Annotated in this window: 12 protein-coding genes and 2 tRNA genes; 4 read left to right on the forward strand and 10 right to left on the reverse strand. The window is 61.2% G+C overall.

Annotation, left to right across the window (positions count from 1 at the left end; all coding sequences use genetic code 11):
* The first annotated feature begins 12 nt into the window (after nt 1–12).
* Together OKC42_RS07245 and OKC42_RS07250 are read left to right on the forward strand one after the other, a co-directional pair.
* Nucleotides 13–810 carry a DUF1338 domain-containing protein gene (locus OKC42_RS07245; protein WP_129503485.1) on the forward strand — a complete coding sequence of 266 codons (798 nt, stop codon included), beginning with the start codon at nt 13–15 and terminating at the stop codon, nt 808–810.
* Nucleotides 811–1,044: 234 nt separating this feature from the next.
* A complete protein-coding gene (locus OKC42_RS07250) occupies nt 1,045–1,299 on the forward strand; it encodes a hypothetical protein (RefSeq protein WP_129503486.1) in 255 nt (84 codons plus the stop codon).
* A gap of 84 nt (nt 1,300–1,383) precedes the next feature.
* Here OKC42_RS07250 and OKC42_RS07255 read toward each other — a convergent pair whose 3' ends face one another.
* On the reverse strand, nt 1,384–1,986 hold the full coding sequence (locus OKC42_RS07255; protein ID WP_270819348.1) for an HAD family hydrolase: 603 nt from the start codon (nt 1,984–1,986) through the stop codon (nt 1,384–1,386).
* Nucleotides 1,987–2,159: 173 nt separating this feature from the next.
* On the opposite strand from OKC42_RS07255, the gene OKC42_RS07260 reads away from it, so the two are divergent.
* A complete protein-coding gene (locus OKC42_RS07260) occupies nt 2,160–3,536 on the forward strand; it encodes an MDR family MFS transporter (protein WP_270819349.1) in 1,377 nt (458 codons plus the stop codon).
* 111 nt (nt 3,537–3,647) lie between these two features.
* Here OKC42_RS07260 and nifJ read toward each other — a convergent pair whose 3' ends face one another.
* The 7 genes from nifJ to pnuC all read right to left on the reverse strand — a co-directional run bounded on the left by nifJ (nt 3,648) and on the right by pnuC (nt 12,320).
* Nucleotides 3,648–7,193 (reverse strand): pyruvate:ferredoxin (flavodoxin) oxidoreductase, encoded by a 3,546-nt coding sequence (gene nifJ, locus OKC42_RS07265; protein WP_270819351.1) that lies wholly within the window; start codon nt 7,191–7,193, stop codon nt 3,648–3,650.
* A 228-nt stretch (nt 7,194–7,421) separates the two neighbouring features.
* Complete coding sequence (locus tag OKC42_RS07270; protein ID WP_270819353.1) at nt 7,422–9,062, reverse strand: alpha-glucosidase; 1,641 nt, start codon at nt 9,060–9,062, stop codon at nt 7,422–7,424.
* 200 nt (nt 9,063–9,262) lie between these two features.
* Nucleotides 9,263–9,664: a DUF1622 domain-containing protein gene (locus OKC42_RS07275; RefSeq protein WP_162508010.1), complete on the reverse strand. Its 402-nt coding sequence runs from the start codon at nt 9,662–9,664 to the stop codon at nt 9,263–9,265.
* Between the two features lie 67 nt (nt 9,665–9,731).
* Complete coding sequence (yqfB, locus tag OKC42_RS07280; RefSeq protein ID WP_201907167.1) at nt 9,732–10,055, reverse strand: N(4)-acetylcytidine aminohydrolase; 324 nt, start codon at nt 10,053–10,055, stop codon at nt 9,732–9,734.
* Nucleotides 10,056–10,097: 42 nt separating this feature from the next.
* Nucleotides 10,098–10,769 (reverse strand): Crp/Fnr family transcriptional regulator, encoded by a 672-nt coding sequence (locus OKC42_RS07285; RefSeq protein ID WP_258721208.1) that lies wholly within the window; start codon nt 10,767–10,769, stop codon nt 10,098–10,100.
* 105 nt (nt 10,770–10,874) lie between these two features.
* Nucleotides 10,875–11,600, reverse strand: coding sequence for a nucleoside phosphorylase (locus OKC42_RS07290; RefSeq protein WP_123172547.1), 726 nt, complete (start codon nt 11,598–11,600; stop codon nt 10,875–10,877).
* Nucleotides 11,601–11,603: 3 nt separating this feature from the next.
* Nucleotides 11,604–12,320 carry a nicotinamide riboside transporter PnuC gene (gene pnuC, locus OKC42_RS07295; protein ID WP_005353925.1) on the reverse strand — a complete coding sequence of 239 codons (717 nt, stop codon included), beginning with the start codon at nt 12,318–12,320 and terminating at the stop codon, nt 11,604–11,606.
* Nucleotides 12,321–12,583: 263 nt separating this feature from the next.
* Here pnuC and OKC42_RS07300 point away from each other — a divergent pair, with 263 nt between their 5' ends.
* Nucleotides 12,584–14,416, forward strand: coding sequence for an SLC13 family permease (locus OKC42_RS07300; RefSeq protein WP_194495434.1), 1,833 nt, complete (start codon nt 12,584–12,586; stop codon nt 14,414–14,416).
* 218 nt (nt 14,417–14,634) lie between these two features.
* On the opposite strand, the gene OKC42_RS07305 is transcribed toward OKC42_RS07300, so the two are convergent.
* Together OKC42_RS07305 and OKC42_RS07310 are read right to left on the reverse strand one after the other, a co-directional pair.
* Nucleotides 14,635–14,718, reverse strand: a tRNA-Leu gene (locus OKC42_RS07305).
* 8 nt (nt 14,719–14,726) lie between these two features.
* Nucleotides 14,727–14,802 (reverse strand) — tRNA-Met (locus OKC42_RS07310).

Consider the following 14,802-nt stretch of genomic DNA (forward strand, 5'->3'; position numbering starts at 1 on the left):
AAGGAAAGAGAGATGCAAAAGGATATCGACACCCTATTCAGCCATCTGTGGGACAACTACATCAAGGTGACCCCGAGCGCCCTCAAGGTGCACACCCTGCTGGGTGGCGGCGAGCCCATCGTCAACGATCACGTGGCGTTTCGTACCTACAACCTGCCCAAGCTGGGGCTGGAGAAGCTGGCTGCCCACTTCCTGGCGCTCGGTTATGAGCAGAAGGGCGAGTACGTTTTCAAGGCCAAGAAGCTCTATGCCAAGCACTTCGAGCATCAGGATCCGGACGCTCCCAAGGTGTTTATCAGCGAGCTGAAGGTCGAAGAGCTCTCTCCGGCTGCCCAGGCCATCATCCACAAGCTGGCGGGTCAGGTGCCCGATCATCTGACCGATACCCCGGCATTTCTCTACACCGGTGCCCCCTGGCAGGTCTCCTATGCCGATTATCAGACTCTGCTGGCGGAGAGCGAGTACGCGGCATGGATGGCAGCATGGGGCTATCGTGCCAACCACTTCACGGTCAATATCAACAAGTTGAAGGATTTCGACACCATCCATCAGGTCAATGCTGCGCTCAAGGCTGCGGGTTTTGTCCTCAACAGTGTGGGTGGCGAGGTGAAGGGGGATCCGCAGGTGATGCTGGAGCAATCCTCCACCATGGCGGACAAAGCCGAGGTGCCGTTCAGCGATGGGGTGCGTACCATCCCGAGCTGCTTCTACGAGTTTGCCCTGCGCTATCCGCAGGCCGATGGCGTGCTCTATCCGGGCTTCGTCGAGGCCTCGGCGGACAAGATCTTCGAATCGACGAATGCCATGTAACGGGAGCCACCCTGTTTCAGTCGCAACGCCTCCTCTGTGGAGGCGTTTTGTTTGGCGCCGAGTGACGGTATCGGGTGTTGTCTGACGCCGCGTGAAGAGGGGATTTGGACGGCGCCTAATAGGTGAAAATTTGTTGATAAAAATGTGAACTAGATCACTTGAGACGACACAGATTGACGCTGGCGGCGGAGCAAAAAGGAGTAGAATGGCGCTTTATTTTTGCGGGGCCAATCGATGCCTAACTATCACTTTTTCAAGCAGGGTCAGGCGCTTACCTATCTAGATGCCAATGCACCCAGCTATAGCGATGAGCGTCGTCAACTAGTCGAACAGGGATTTGCCGCCATCGCCGCCCCCACCTTTGCAGATACTCCGGCCGAAGCCCTTGAGTTGCTTCGCACTCATCAGGCACTACAGGACGAGGCCAACGCCCTTTGTTTGACGGTGGCCGCTATTCCGGCTGCGATCGCAACTCTGTCCGGGCACTGACGCTGCCGCTATGCTCACCTGAATAAAAAATGGTGCCACTGTGATGGCACCATCTTATCGGTTTGCCTGCTTGCCCTGAGCCGTTTAGCGCTGGTGCAGATCACCTTCGATAACCAGCACGGTATCCATCCCCGCCGCCTTGCCAGCCTCAAGCCCGATCCGGGTATCTTCAAATACCAGACAGTTGGCCGGATTGGCACCGAGCAGTTCGGCCACCTGCAAGAAGGTATCAGGGTGCGGTTTGTGGTTGGTGACATCATCGGCGCTGACCACCACCGAGATATAGGCGTCGAGTCCGGTGCTTTTGAGGATGGAGTCCGCCTGATTGCGCGGTGAGCCGGTGCCAATCCCCATCTTGACCTTGCCGTGATAGTGCCTGACCAGCTCCCACATCTTGGGAAAGACGCTGACCTTGTCGATATGTTCCATATAGAGGGCAATCTTGCGACGGGTAAAAGCCTCGATATCCACCGTCAGCCCCTGCTGCTCGGCCAGCATGGCGATGATCTTGCGGGTGGGAATGCCGCCGTACTGATAGAGCTGTTCCCGCTCGAAGGGGATGCCGAACTCGGCGCAGGTGAGCTCCCAAGCATCCAGATGAAGGGGCATGGAATCTACCAAAGTGCCATCCATATCGAAAATCAGGGCATCGTAGTGATCAAACCCGTACTGCTCACGCTTGCTCATGGGGGCTCCTCGAATCAAATAGAGCAGGCTAGCAGAAACGGTCGGCATTTTGTGGGATCGGCCTCATGGTTGGGCAGATTGTGGCCGCCGTTTTTTCTATCTCTTGCTGATTTGTGAGACAATAATCCGTTCATTGCCGGATACTTTGGCATATCAGATCTGCGAGTCCGCTTATGACCTCGAAAATATCCCCTAAAACCATCTTCTCCAGTGTGGCGCTGGTGATCGCGCTCGGTTCACTGGAAAAGAGCATAGTCACCACCCCGCTGCCCATGATTGGCGCCGAGCTGCACGCCGGTGCCGCCCTCACCTGGGTGGTCACCGCCTATCTGCTGGCGGCCACCGCCGTGCTGCCCCTCTACGGCAAGCTGAGCGATCTCTTTGGCCGGGTGCGGATGCTCAATATCGGTATCGGCCTGTTTCTGGCGGGCTCGGTGGCCTGTGCGCTCTCCCAGGATCTGCCGACCTTGCTGGCAGCCCGGGTGCTGCAAGGGCTGGGAGGCGGCGGCCTGATTGCCCTCGCGTTTACCGTGATTGCCGACACCATTCCACCGCGGGAGGTGGGCAAGTATCAGGGCTACATCTCGGCGGTCTATGCGGTCTCCAGCATCGCCGGCCCCTTGCTTGGTGGCTATTTCACCGAGCAACTCAGCTGGCGCTGGATCTTTTGGATCAATCTGCCGCTCGGGGCGCTGGCAGTCTTTCTCATCAACCGTAACCTCAAACAGCTCAACGTGCGTCGCCACAGTCGCTTCGACTGGAAGGGAGCGGGTCTGCTGATTACCGTCACCACGCTCACCCTGTTGCTGCTCTCGCCGGAAGCGGCGCTGCCCGCCGTCTGGCTTTCGGCGGCGCTGGGCGTTGCATTGCTGCTGCTGATTCTGATTGAGCGGCGTGCCCACGACCCCATTCTGCCTGCCCATCTGGCACGGCTGCCCGGCTATCTGGTGAGCGTGCTGCTGGTGATGCTCTCCCAGTTGCTGATGTTTGCCGTGCTGGTCTATCTGCCGTTGCAGATGCAGTGGCAGAAGGGGATGAGCGCCAGCGAGAGCGGCGCCATCATGGTCATCTTCATGATTTGCATCACCGCCGGCGCCTTTGTCGGCGGCAAGTTGATAGGCCGTACCGGTCACTACAAGAGCTTTGTCGCGGTGGGCTTTGGCCTCGCGGCGGTGGCGCTCTGGCAGATCCACTTCGATGCCTGGGTCAAGCTGGCCCTCGGGTTTGCCGGTATTGGTCTCGGTCTGGTGCTGCCCGCCCTCTCGGTGGTGGTACAGAATGCCCTGCCACGGGAAGATCGCGGCATCGGTATGTCGCTGTTCAACTTCGGGCGGGAGCTTGGCGGTGCCGTCGGCGTGGCTATCTGCTCCATGCTGTTCCACTTCCGCCTGCCAGCCGGCAGCGGTGGCGATCTGAGCCGGCTCGCCCCCGATCTGCTGGCCCCGGGCTTCAGCGCGACCTATATCGGCATGGCATTGATCGCCACGCTGGCGCTGCTCATCACACTGCTCGCTCTTAAACGCCACGAGCTGGCCTCCATCAGCGCCTGATTTGGCCTGCGCCGATATTGGCTCACCATAGCTAGCATCAGGGCTCCCCGCGGGGAGCCCTGATCATTATTTGGCGAATAGCGTGGCTGTTGCCATCAAGCCATGCGCGAGTTACTCCTGCGCCGGACTCTCCTTGCCCGCCAGCTGGCTCAGCCAGGCGAAGCGGCGATTGGCCTCCTGCTCCGCCTCTTCATAGAGCAGACTGGCCACCTCCGGCAGCTGGCGCTCCAGCCGCTGGAAGCGGGGCTCGTGGCGCAAGGTCTCGGCCAGCGAGGCATTGGGGGCCCGCGAGTCGAGCGCCAGCGGCAGTTTGCCCTCGTCAGCGCGGCGCGGATCGAAGCGGTAGAGCGGCCAGAAGCCGGTTGCGGTCAGCTGCTTCATCTGCTCATGGCTCTCGGCCATGTCGTAGCCATGCTCCTCGCATGGGCTGTAGGCGATGATGAGCGACGGCCCCGGATAGGCTTCCGCCTCCTGAATCGCCTTCACTGTCTGGTTCATCTGGGCGCCGAGGGAGATCTGCGCCACATAGACGTGACCATACATCATCACGCTGGCCCCGAGATCCTTGCGCCCCTTGCGTTTGCCCTGCTCGCCAAACTTGGTAATGGCACCAAGCGGGGTTGCCTTCGACTGCTGGCCGCCGGTGTTGGAGTAGCACTGGGTGTCGAGCACCAGCACATTGATGTTCTCCCCCAGACTCAGCACATGGTCGAGCCCGCCAAAGCCGATGTCGTAGGCCCATCCATCGCCGCCGATGAGCCAGACCGATTTTTCCACCAGATAGTCCGCATCGCGAGCCAGCTCTTGGGCTGCCGGGATCTGGCTCTCCTGCAGCAGCACTCGTAACTGCTGGATATGGGCCCGCTGCTCGGAAACCGGCAGGGTGGCATCGCCGAGCGCCTCGCGCAGCGCTGCCGGGATGGTGTCGCCCAGGCTCGCCAGCAGACGGCGCACCCGCTCCCTGTGCTGATCGACGGTGAGGCGGAAGCCCAGTCCGAACTCGGCGTTGTCTTCAAACAGCGAGTTGGCCCATGCCGGCCCGCGCCCGTCGGCGTTGGTGGTGTAGGGGGTGGTAGGCAGGTTGCCGCCATAAATGGACGAGCAGCCGGTGGCGTTGGCAATCAGCAGCCGATCGCCATAGAGCTGGGTCAGCAACTTGATATAGGGAGTCTCGCCACAGCCGGAGCAGGCGCCCGAGTATTCAAACAGCGGCGAGATGAGCTGGGAGGTGCGAATGTCGATGCGCTCCAGCTGCGCGGCGCTGCGCTCTGGCAGGTCGAGGAAGAAGTCGTAGTTGGCCTTCTGCTCGTCGAGGTGATCGAGCCGTGAAGCCATATTGATCGCCTTGCGATCCGGGTTGCTGCGATCCTTGGCCGGGCACACCTCGACGCAGAGATTGCAGCCGGTGCAATCCTCCGGCGCCACCTGCAGCACGTACTGCTGGCCGCGCATGTCACGGGATTTCACATCCAGCGCATCGAGAGTGGCGGGGGCCGCGGCCAGCGCATCCGGTTCTACCACCTTGGCGCGAATGGCCGAGTGGGGACAGGCGGCGACGCAGTAGTTGCACTGGGTACAGAGCTCCGCCTCCCAGATGGGGATCTCCTTGGCGATGTTGCGCTTCTCCCAGCGGGTGGTGCCGACCGGCCAGGTGCCATCCGGCGGGAAGGCGGAGACCGGCAGGCTGTCACCCAGCCCCGCCAGCATGGCGGCGGTGACGGTCTGGACAAAATCGGGGGCCTTGGCCGAAACCACCGGCGGGCGGGGGTGGCTGGCGGGATCCAGCTCGCCAAGCGGCACCCGGGTCAGGGCGGCGCAGGTTGCCTCCAGTGCCATCCAGTTGCGCTCGACCAGTGTCTGCCCCTTGCTGCCATAGCTGGTGGCGATGGCCTGCTTCAGCAGGCTGGTCGCCTCTGCGGGGGGAATGATGGCGCTGAGCTGGAAGAAGGCCATCTGCATCACGGTATTGATGCGGTTGCCGAGCTGGCAGTCGCGGGCAATTTTGGCGGCGTTGATGATGTAGAAGCGCGCCTCTTTCTCGCGCAGGGCGTGCTGTACCTCGCTGGGTAGCCGTTGCCAGATCTCCGCTTCGCTGTAGGGGGAGTTGAGCAGGAAGATGCCGCCCGCTTTCAAGCGTTCCGCCATCCGGTACTTGTCGACAAACTGCCACTGATGGCAGCCGATAAAGTCCGCCTCTTCCACCAGATAGGCCGACTGCAGCGGCCGCTCGCCCACCCGCAGGTGAGAGACGGTGAGGCCGCCCGCCTTCTTGGAGTCGTAGACGAAATAGCCCTGCGGATAGAGGTCGGTGTGGTTGCCGAGGATCTTGATGCTGTTCTTGGCCGCCGAGACGGTGCCATCGCTGCCAAGGCCGTAAAAGAGCGCCTCCAGCTTGTGCTGCTGGCCGTGGATGGGGCTTTGCGAATTCAGCGCGGGCAGCGGCAGTGAGAGACCTGTGATGTCATCGAAGATGCCGACGGTAAAGCGCGGACGCGGGTTCTCCTGCGCCAGTTCGGCAAACACTGCCAGCGCGCAGGCGGGGCCGAACTCTTTGGAGGAGAGGCCATAGCGACCGCCGATCACCCGCGGCAGGCTTGCCCGCTCGCCCCGGCTGACCGCTTCGGCAAGCGCCGTCATCACGTCGAGATAGAGGGGCTCGGCCTGTGCGCCCGGCTCCTTGGTGCGATCCAGCACGGCGATGGTGCGGGCACTCTCGGGAATCGCGGCCAACAGGTGCCCGGCTGAGAAGGGACGGAACAGCCGCACCTTCACCAGCCCCACCTTCTCCCCTTGGGCAAACAGGCGTTCGATCACCTCTTCACAGGTGCCGATGGCCGAGCCCATCAGCACCACTATCCGCTCCGCCTGCGGGTGGCCGACATATTCAAACGGCCGGTAGTAGCGGCCGGTCTGCTCGCCAAAGGCCTGCATCGCTTCGCTCACATGGCCATAGGCGGCGTCATACCAGGGATTGCTCGCCTCCCGGCACTGGAAGTAGGTGTCCGGGTTGGCAGCGGTGCCGCGAATGACCGGTTTGTCGGGGGTGAGCGCCCGGTCACGATGAGCACGGATGGCATCTGCGGGCAGCAGGGCACGCAAGGTGTCGTCAGCGAGCGGCGCTATCTTGGCGATCTCGTGAGAGGTACGAAAGCCATCGAAGAAGTGGATAAAGGGGAGGCGGCTGTTGAGGCTCGCTATCTGGGAGATCAGGGCGAAATCCTGCGCCTCCTGCACATTGCTGGCACAGAGCATGGCGCAGCCGGTCTGGCGCACCGCCATCACGTCCGAGTGATCGCCAAAGATCGATAGCGCGTGGGTCGCCACGGTACGCGCCGCCACATGCAGCACAAAGGGGATGAGCTGACCCGCCAGCTTGTAGAGGTTGGGGATCATCAGCAGCAAACCCTGCGACGAGGTAAACGAGGTCGCCAGCGCGCCGGTCTGCAGGGCGCCGTGGACGGCGGCAATGGCGCCCCCTTCCGACTGCATCTCGACAACCCGGGGCACATCCCCCCAGAGGTTCTTGCCCCGCTCGCTCGACCAGGCCGACGACTGCTCAGCCATGGCCGAGCTGGGGGTGATGGGGTAGATGGCGATGACTTCGCTGGTGCGGTACGCCACCGAGGCGACTGCGTTATTCCCGTCTGTGGTGATCATCTGTTTTCCACTTTGCTATGCCAGTTTGAAGGCCGATAGTTACATCGGCAATGGATAGGTCGCTGGCATAGTAAGAGGGGCAATAAGAGCGTATCAAACGGGATAAATAATCAATTAATAAGTCAGTAATAGTGGTTAATTTAATCCCACCGCGTGGGTGCGTGATTTTCTGCTGACAGCAAACGGGAGGTGGCTGACGGGCCATTAACATGGCCCGTCAATACTGGGTTAACCCTGCTCCACTTGCAGCCAGATGGCGCACTGATAAGGGGCGAAGAGCTGCATCGGTTCGCTTGGGTAATTGGCCAGCAGCAACCGCATCTCGTCTGTCACCTTGTCGAAGTGGGGCATCGGCAAGGGGTTCGCCGTGAGATTGGCGAGCAGCAGCAGGGTGTGCTGCTCTCCGCTGGCCGGATCCTGCCAGTGGCGGCGATAGCTGATGCGCTCGGGATCATCCCCATCCAGCAGCTCGAAATTGCCGTGGCGAACGACAGGGTGGGCCTTGCGCAGGGCGATAAGCTGGCGATAGCAGTGAAACGGCGAGTCGGGGCGGGCCAGCTGCTCGGCGGCATTAATCTCGATGTGATTGGCGTTGAGGGCAATCCAGGGTGTGGTGGCGCTGAAACCAGCGTGGGGGCTGGCGTCCCACTGCATCGGGGTACGGGCGTTGTCGCGGCCGATGGCATCGAGCCGCCGACTCAGCTCGGCAGGATCCAGCCCTGACTGGCTGGCGCGGTAGTTGAGCGCCTCCACATCGCGCAGCTCGCCCGGCTGCCAGTGGCGGTTGGTCATGGCGAGCTCCTCCCCCTGATAGATAAAGGGAGTGCCCTGCATCATATGCAGCACCATGGCCCACTGCTTGGCGCTGGTTTCACGCCATTCTGGCCTGTCATCGCCAAAGTGGGAGACGGCGCGGGGCAGGTCGTGGTTATTCAGAAACAGGCTGTTCCAGCCCTGCCCATGTAGCCCTTGCTGGTGGCGGGTCATGGCTCGCTTGAAGGCGAGGGGAGCAAAGCGGGAGGTCCACTTGTCACTGCCGAGCCCCAGATGCTCGAAGTTGAACACCATGCTGAACTCGCTGCCATCGTGGTTCGAATAGTTCTGCATATGGGCGAGATCGGCCCCCCAGGTCTCCCCCACCGTAATGATCCCCTTGCCGCCGAAGCTCGCAGCATTGAGCTCGCGGATATAGTCGTGCAGGCGCGGGCCATTGCTCATGGCCAGTCGGTCCCACTCCTTACTCACCATGTCTATCACATCGAAGCGAAATCCCTTGATCCCTTTGCCCAGCCAGAAGTTGATCACCGCCGCCATTTCGGTCCGCACCGCCGGGTTGTCCCAGTCCAGATCGGCCTGACTGGGATCGAAGTTGTGCAGGTAGTAGCGATCAAGCTCCGGCACGTACTGCCAGCCGCTGCCGCCAAAAATCGAGGTAATGGGGTGAGCATCGACAAAGGCTTGATCCCGAAATACGTAATAACCCTGATAACGGGGATCCCCGGCCAGCGCCTGCATAAACCACTCGTGCTCGGTGGAGGTGTGGTTGGCGACGATATCCATCATGATGCCGATGCCGTGAGCGGCCGCTTCGGCTATCAGTTGCTCCATCTCGGTCAGGGTGCCGAAGGCGGGGTCGATGGTGCGGTAGTCCGCCACATCGTAGCCGTTGTCCCGTTTGGGGGAGCGATAGATGGGGGTGAGCCAGAGCATATCGACCCCGAGGGTGGCCAGATAGTCGAGGCGCTGACGAATGCCGTTGATGTCGCCCATGCCGTCGCCATCGCTGTCCTGAAAGCTCATGGGGTAGATCTGGTAGATGACGCAGCTATCGAGGTCGATATCGGGCGTGTGAAGGGAGTGCGTATTCATCAGCGTGGCCGGTTGGGGGAAGAGATTTTCTATCTTACGCAGATGAACGGGCAGTCAACAGGGCTGAGGAAACCTTGAAAAGGGTTCCATAGTTGGCTGATTTCCAAAAGTGCGGGAAGGGTCACAAAGGTGCTATCCCGGGCCACGGCTGTGGTCGGGATGGCACGGCACTTAGCGCTGATACTCTGCAGGAATACAGGTTATTGAGCAGCCTTGGCCTGCTCGCTGCGCTGCTCCTGCTGGCGCTCTGCCTTCTCTTGTTGGCGTTCCGCTTGTGCCTCCAGCTCCTTGCCGAGGAAGTAGTTCAGGAAGGTGCGGATCACCGCGATGATGGCTAGGCGGATCAGCTCCTCCTTGCTCGGCGCGACCGTGGTGGCCAGGATGTCAGCGGCGAGCTGGAACTCCAGCGCCAGAATGAGCCAGCTGCCAAAACAGAGGCGAATGCGCGGAAAGCCCGGTTCGTGATCCTCCATCCGTGCCGCCAGCCAGAGGGTTTTGCCAAGCCCTATCACCACACAGGCGATGGAGATGATCTCCAGCAGCAGCTGGAACAGCTCGACCCCGTGCATCATCCCCTCTTTCAGGCTCGCTATCTCAAACACTCGGGTCACCTCCCTGATTCAAAAGAGGACACTATTAACACATCGCTCGGCAAAGGCCAAATCCGGCTCAGGCAATCAGTTTGAATTCAATCACATAGAGCGGCGGCAGATCGGGGTAGATATCGCGGATCACCTGTTTGAGCTCGGGGAGGGTCATGTTCTCCTGACGGGCATGCTCGTTATTGAGCTCATCGAAGGCGACCGCCTTGACCGAGAGCACCTCAATGGTGCCAAAGGGCTGGTGCTCCGGGTTGGTAAAGAGGGCCAGCCGCTGGCCGGGTTGCCAGTTGGCCTCGCTCTCGTCGCGGATGGTGATGGTCTTGCGGCCCGCCTGGATGTCGGCAACGAAGCGGCTGAAGAAGGTGAATTCGGGATAGGAATGAGCAGACATGGTGACTCCTGACTGGGTGAATCGAAATGAGGTGAATGGAAATCAAAGATCGAGATAGGCGCGCAGCCTGGCCAGATCGGCGATAACAGGGCCATCGCTGCCGTCGGCAACTATGCCCTGTTCGACCAGCTCCTTGAGGGCGCGGCGGTAGACCCGCTCTGTTGTGCCGAAGCGGGCCGCCTCGTGGGCCCGCTTGCGCGATCCCAGCATCGGAGTGCGCTGGCGCTCACGCCATAGCTCATAGGCGATGTTGTAGGCGATGGGGTGGAGCAGTCGGCTGGTGGTGATCTCCAGCGTATCGAGATAGTCGCTGGCGAGTGCGGCGGCGAAAAAGAGGGTCAACTCGGGTTCTGCCAGCAGCCGCTGGGCCAGCTTGTCGGCGCAGATGACCCTGGCATCCAGCTCGGTCTCGGCCACCACGTTCCACTGCACCGGGGTGGCGCTGAAGAACTCCATCTCGCCGAAGATCTGGCTGTGACACTCAATCTCGCCGAGCTGGAAGATGCGGCCCGAGTGGACGGCGCTATTGAGGGAGACCCGACCATGTTCGACCAGATAGAGCTGCTCGCTCTGCTCCCCCTGCCGCATGATCAATTCGCCCGGCAGGTAACGGCGCAGAAACAGGGTGCAGGCGTCGAGCGCCGCGGCAAAGCGGGGTTCAAGCTGCTGGAGTTCGGCGTGAAAACGGCCGAGGGGGTAGGGCTGTTGCTGCATGACTTGCCTGTCGCACCGGATGACGAGGGCCATGAGGCTAGCAAGAGTGCGGGCCGGATACCAGCCCGCACGGTAGCGGATGTGCCGCAGTTAACGGTTTACGGTTTATTGCACCAGGGCGTAGAGGGCAGCCGCGATGGCGTGCTGCTCACCGGCCATCATCGCCTGTTCGGCGCTGGCGTAATCCGCTACCCCTTGCTGCACATCCTGCTCGAACAGCACTACGTTGCAGAGCACGGCGGCGACCCGTACCTTGCGCAGGCGACCCACGGTCAGCAGGGAGGCGGTCTCCATGTCAGCGCCCAGTACGCCACGGGCATGCCAGTAGCGGCACACCTCCTGCTCGTCATCTCGATAGAAGCTGTCGTGGGAGCGTACCAGCCCGTGCCAATGAGGCTGGCTGCTAGTGGCCACATGGTTGAGCAGGGCCGCTTGCAGCCAGATGTCGGCGCAGGCGGGGTACTCGGCGGGCAGATAGGCCTGTGAGGCCCCCTCATTGCGAACCGCCCCTTCCACCACGATAAGGTCGCCGAGCCCGATGTCGTGCTGCAGGGCACCGGCGGAGCCGACCCGAATAAGCGAGCGGGCGCCGGCTTGCACCAGCTCCTCCAGCGCTATGATGGCCGAGGCACCGCCAATGCCGGTGCTGCAAACTGTGATGGGCAGCCCCTGATAGCGGCCGTTGATGAGGCGAAACTCCCGGTTTTGCCCCAGCACCTCACACTCTTCAAGCTGGCTGGCGATGCGATCGACCCGGGCCGGGTCGCCGCACAGTACCACCCGCTCGGCAATCTGGTCGGGGCGGCACTGGAGATGGGGTAACAGACTCATGGCTTACAGACCTTGTGGCTGGCGCTTGGCGGCAATCACCCAGAGGCGAGTGCCGTTGGCGGCGATAAACAGCAGGATCAGGTATTCGAGCGACATGGCGTAGACGCCCTGCGCGGCATAGACACCGATGCTGATGATGTTGATGACGACCCAGAGGATCCAGTTCTCCACGTATTTGCGGGTCATCAGGATCTGGGCGACCACCGAGAGCACCGTCATGCTGGCATCCCAGAACGGGAAGGCATCGGGAGAGGGCTCGGGGATGGCAAGGTTGGCACCAAACAGGTTGAGCAGGGAGACCGAGGTGCGCGCCAGGGTGGCGAAGACCGGGTCGATATAGCGGGTCAGCAGAGCGATGGCCAGCACGCTCACGGCGGCGGTCACCATCAGTTTGGATCTGCTGAGCCAGCGGATCTGCAGGGTATCCCCCTGATCGTTGGCGGGGCGGGTCCAGGCGTACCAGCCGTAGACGTTGGCGCAGAAGAAGAACAGCTGCAGCATCAACAGTCCGTAGAGCTGGATCTGGAAGAAGATGATGGCAAACAGGCTGACGTTGATCAGGCCAAACAGGTAGTTGATGGTTTTCTCCTGACTGGCGAACCAGATGCAGGCCAGCCCGAACAGGGTGCCGATGGCTTCAATCCATGACATGGCATAGCCGCCACCCAGCGGTATGGTCACTAGCGTGTTATTGATGCTGAACAGCTCGAATATGCTCATTTTCTGATCCTTGGGCATGAGGGTTAGTATGCGAGGGCGCCATTCTAAGGGGTGAGGGGGAGGAGGGGCAGGACTTTTGTCCGCCCCGGGCTTGGCCCATATCAAAGAAATCGCTGCTGGTGCCCGGTTATTCCAGCAGTGATGGGTTATGGGGCCCCAGCGGGTCGGACTTTATTGATATGTAGCAAGATGATAGCGCCGTGGCTGTGGTCTGATAGAGTCCACTCTCCGGGAGGAGAATCACGTGATAAAAGGAGGTTGTATTGAATTCCGAGCTTGTCTGGGTGCTCTGTCTGCTGGCTGGCGCCATCTATCTCTTTATGACCAACAAGGTGCGCATGGACGTGGTCGCCCTGGGCGTGGTCATCTTGTTTGTGCTGAGCGGCACCCTCACCCTGCCGGAGGCACTGGCGGGCTTTAGCGATCCCAACGTCATTCTGATAGCCGCCCTGTTTGTTGTCGGGGAGGGGTTGGTGCGCACCGGTATCGCTTATCAGGTGGGGGATGCGCTGGTGAAGGTGGCGGGCAGCAGCGAGACCAAGCTGCTGGTGTTGCTGATGGTCGCGGTGGCGAGTCTGGGGGCTGTGATGAGCAGCACCGGAGTGGTGGCCATCTTTATCCCGGTGGTACTGAGCGTGGCGAACCGGATGGGGATCCCGGCCGGTCGCCTGATGATGCCCCTCGGTTTTGCCGGGCTGATCAGCGGCATGATGACGCTGGTGGCCACGCCCCCCAACATGGTGGTCAACAGCGAGCTGATGCGCCACGGCATTCACGGCTTCGGCTTCTTCGATTTCACCCCCATGGGCCTGCTGATCCTGGGGCTGGGCATCCTCTACATGCTGCTGGTGCGCGGCTCCCTGGTGGGCGAGGGGGAAGAGGGCAAGGGCAAGCCGACCGGGCGCCGCACCCTGCGCGATCTCATCCGAGATTACCGATTGGCCGGTCGGGCCCGTCGTCTGGCGCTGCGGCCTGACTCCCCGCTGATTGGTCACACCCTGGACGAGCTGCAACTACGCGCCCGTTATGGTGCCCACGTCATCGGGGTGGAGCGCTGGCGCAAGTTTCGCCGGGTGATGGTGCCGGTGTCGGGGATCAGTGAATTTCAGGCCAAGGATGTGCTGCTGATCGACATGTCAGATCCCGAGGTGGATGTGCGGGCGTTTTGCACCGAGGCGCGGCTCGAACCCATGATCCTGCGCGGGGAATACTTCTCCGATCAGGCGCGGGAGGTGGGGATGGCCGAGGTGTCGCTGATCCCCGAGTCCAAGCTGCTGGGTAAAAGCGTGCGTGAGGTGACCTTCCGCTCCAGCTATGGCCTGAGCGTGGTGGGGCTGCGCCGCGACGGTGAGGCACTGGCAGGCAAGCTGGTAGACGAGCCGCTGCAGATGGGGGATACCCTGCTGGTGGTAGGGAATTGGAGCCACATCAGACAGTTGCAGACCCATAGCCGCGACTTTCTGCTGATGGGGCTGCCCGCCGAGGTGGACGAGATGGCCCCCGCCCGCAGTCAGGCCATTCATGCCCTCTTCTGTCTTGGAGTGATGATCCTGCTGATGGTGACCGATCCGGTGCCCAACGTGATTGCCGCGCTGATCGCCTGTCTGCTGATGGGCAAGTTTCGCTGCATCGATATGGAGAGTGCCTACAAGTCGATCCACTGGCCGACCCTGATCCTCATCGTCGGCATGCTCCCCTTCGCGCTGGCGCTGCAAAAAACCGGCGGGGTGGATCTGATCGTCGGTGGCCTGATCAATGCGGTGGGGGAGATGGGGCCGCGGGTCATGCTGGCCAGCCTGTTTGCCCTCTGCGCCGTGATCGGGCTCTTTATCTCCAACACCGCCACCGCAGTGCTGATGGCGCCCATTGCGCTGGGCACGGCCCAGCAGATGGGGGTATCGCCCTATCCGTTTGCCATGACCATTGCCATCGCCGCCTCGGCCGCTTTTATGACGCCGGTCTCGTCACCGGTGAATACCCTGGTATTGGGGCCGGGCAACTACAAGTTTGCCGATTTTATCCGTATCGGGGTGCCATTCACCCTGTTGGTGATGGCGGTCAGCGTGGTAGCGATCCCCTGGTTCTTCCCGTTCTGATAACCGGGATGATGAATGTGTGCACCAGCGGCCTGCGGGCCGCTTTTTGGTGGCCGGGAGACAAGAGTGGCAAGGCGTGCTCGGAATAAATGAAGAGGGACGTGAACGTGAACTAACGTGGCGCTGGGTTAATAGAGGCGCGAGAGAAAAACAGGGGAGAGGCAAATTTCAGATACAAAAAAACCAGCGTGAGCTGGTCTGTTTGGTACTGCTATTAATGGTGCGGAAGGAGAGACTCGAACTCTCACGCCTAGGGCGCCAGAACCTAAATCTGGTGCGTCTACCAATTTCGCCACTTCCGCAATATTAATGGTGGCTATGACGGGATTCGAACCTGTGACCCCCGCATTATGAGTGCGATGCTCTAACCAACTGAGCTACATAGC

The sequence above is a fragment of the Aeromonas sp. Y311-2 genome (assembly GCF_027706025.1).
GTDB lineage: Bacteria > Pseudomonadota > Gammaproteobacteria > Enterobacterales > Aeromonadaceae > Aeromonas > Aeromonas veronii.

What these genes read in the sequence shown, in the direction of transcription:
- OKC42_RS07270 (WP_270819353.1), bottom strand. Translation starts at nt 9,062, where the DNA reads ATGAATACGCACTCCCTTCACACGCCCGATATCGACCTCGATAGCTGC.
- nifJ (WP_270819351.1), bottom strand. Translation starts at nt 7,193, where the DNA reads ATGATCACCACAGACGGGAATAACGCAGTCGCCTCGGTGGCGTACCGC.
- OKC42_RS07285 (WP_258721208.1), bottom strand. Translation starts at nt 10,769, where the DNA reads ATGCAGCAACAGCCCTACCCCCTCGGCCGTTTTCACGCCGAACTCCAG.
- OKC42_RS07245 (WP_129503485.1), top strand. Translation starts at nt 13, where the DNA reads ATGCAAAAGGATATCGACACCCTATTCAGCCATCTGTGGGACAACTAC.
- OKC42_RS07290 (WP_123172547.1), bottom strand. Translation starts at nt 11,600, where the DNA reads ATGAGTCTGTTACCCCATCTCCAGTGCCGCCCCGACCAGATTGCCGAG.
- OKC42_RS07250 (WP_129503486.1), top strand. Translation starts at nt 1,045, where the DNA reads ATGCCTAACTATCACTTTTTCAAGCAGGGTCAGGCGCTTACCTATCTA.
- pnuC (WP_005353925.1), bottom strand. Translation starts at nt 12,320, where the DNA reads ATGAGCATATTCGAGCTGTTCAGCATCAATAACACGCTAGTGACCATA.
- yqfB (WP_201907167.1), bottom strand. Translation starts at nt 10,055, where the DNA reads ATGTCTGCTCATTCCTATCCCGAATTCACCTTCTTCAGCCGCTTCGTT.
- OKC42_RS07255 (WP_270819348.1), bottom strand. Translation starts at nt 1,986, where the DNA reads ATGAGCAAGCGTGAGCAGTACGGGTTTGATCACTACGATGCCCTGATT.
- OKC42_RS07260 (WP_270819349.1), top strand. Translation starts at nt 2,160, where the DNA reads ATGACCTCGAAAATATCCCCTAAAACCATCTTCTCCAGTGTGGCGCTG.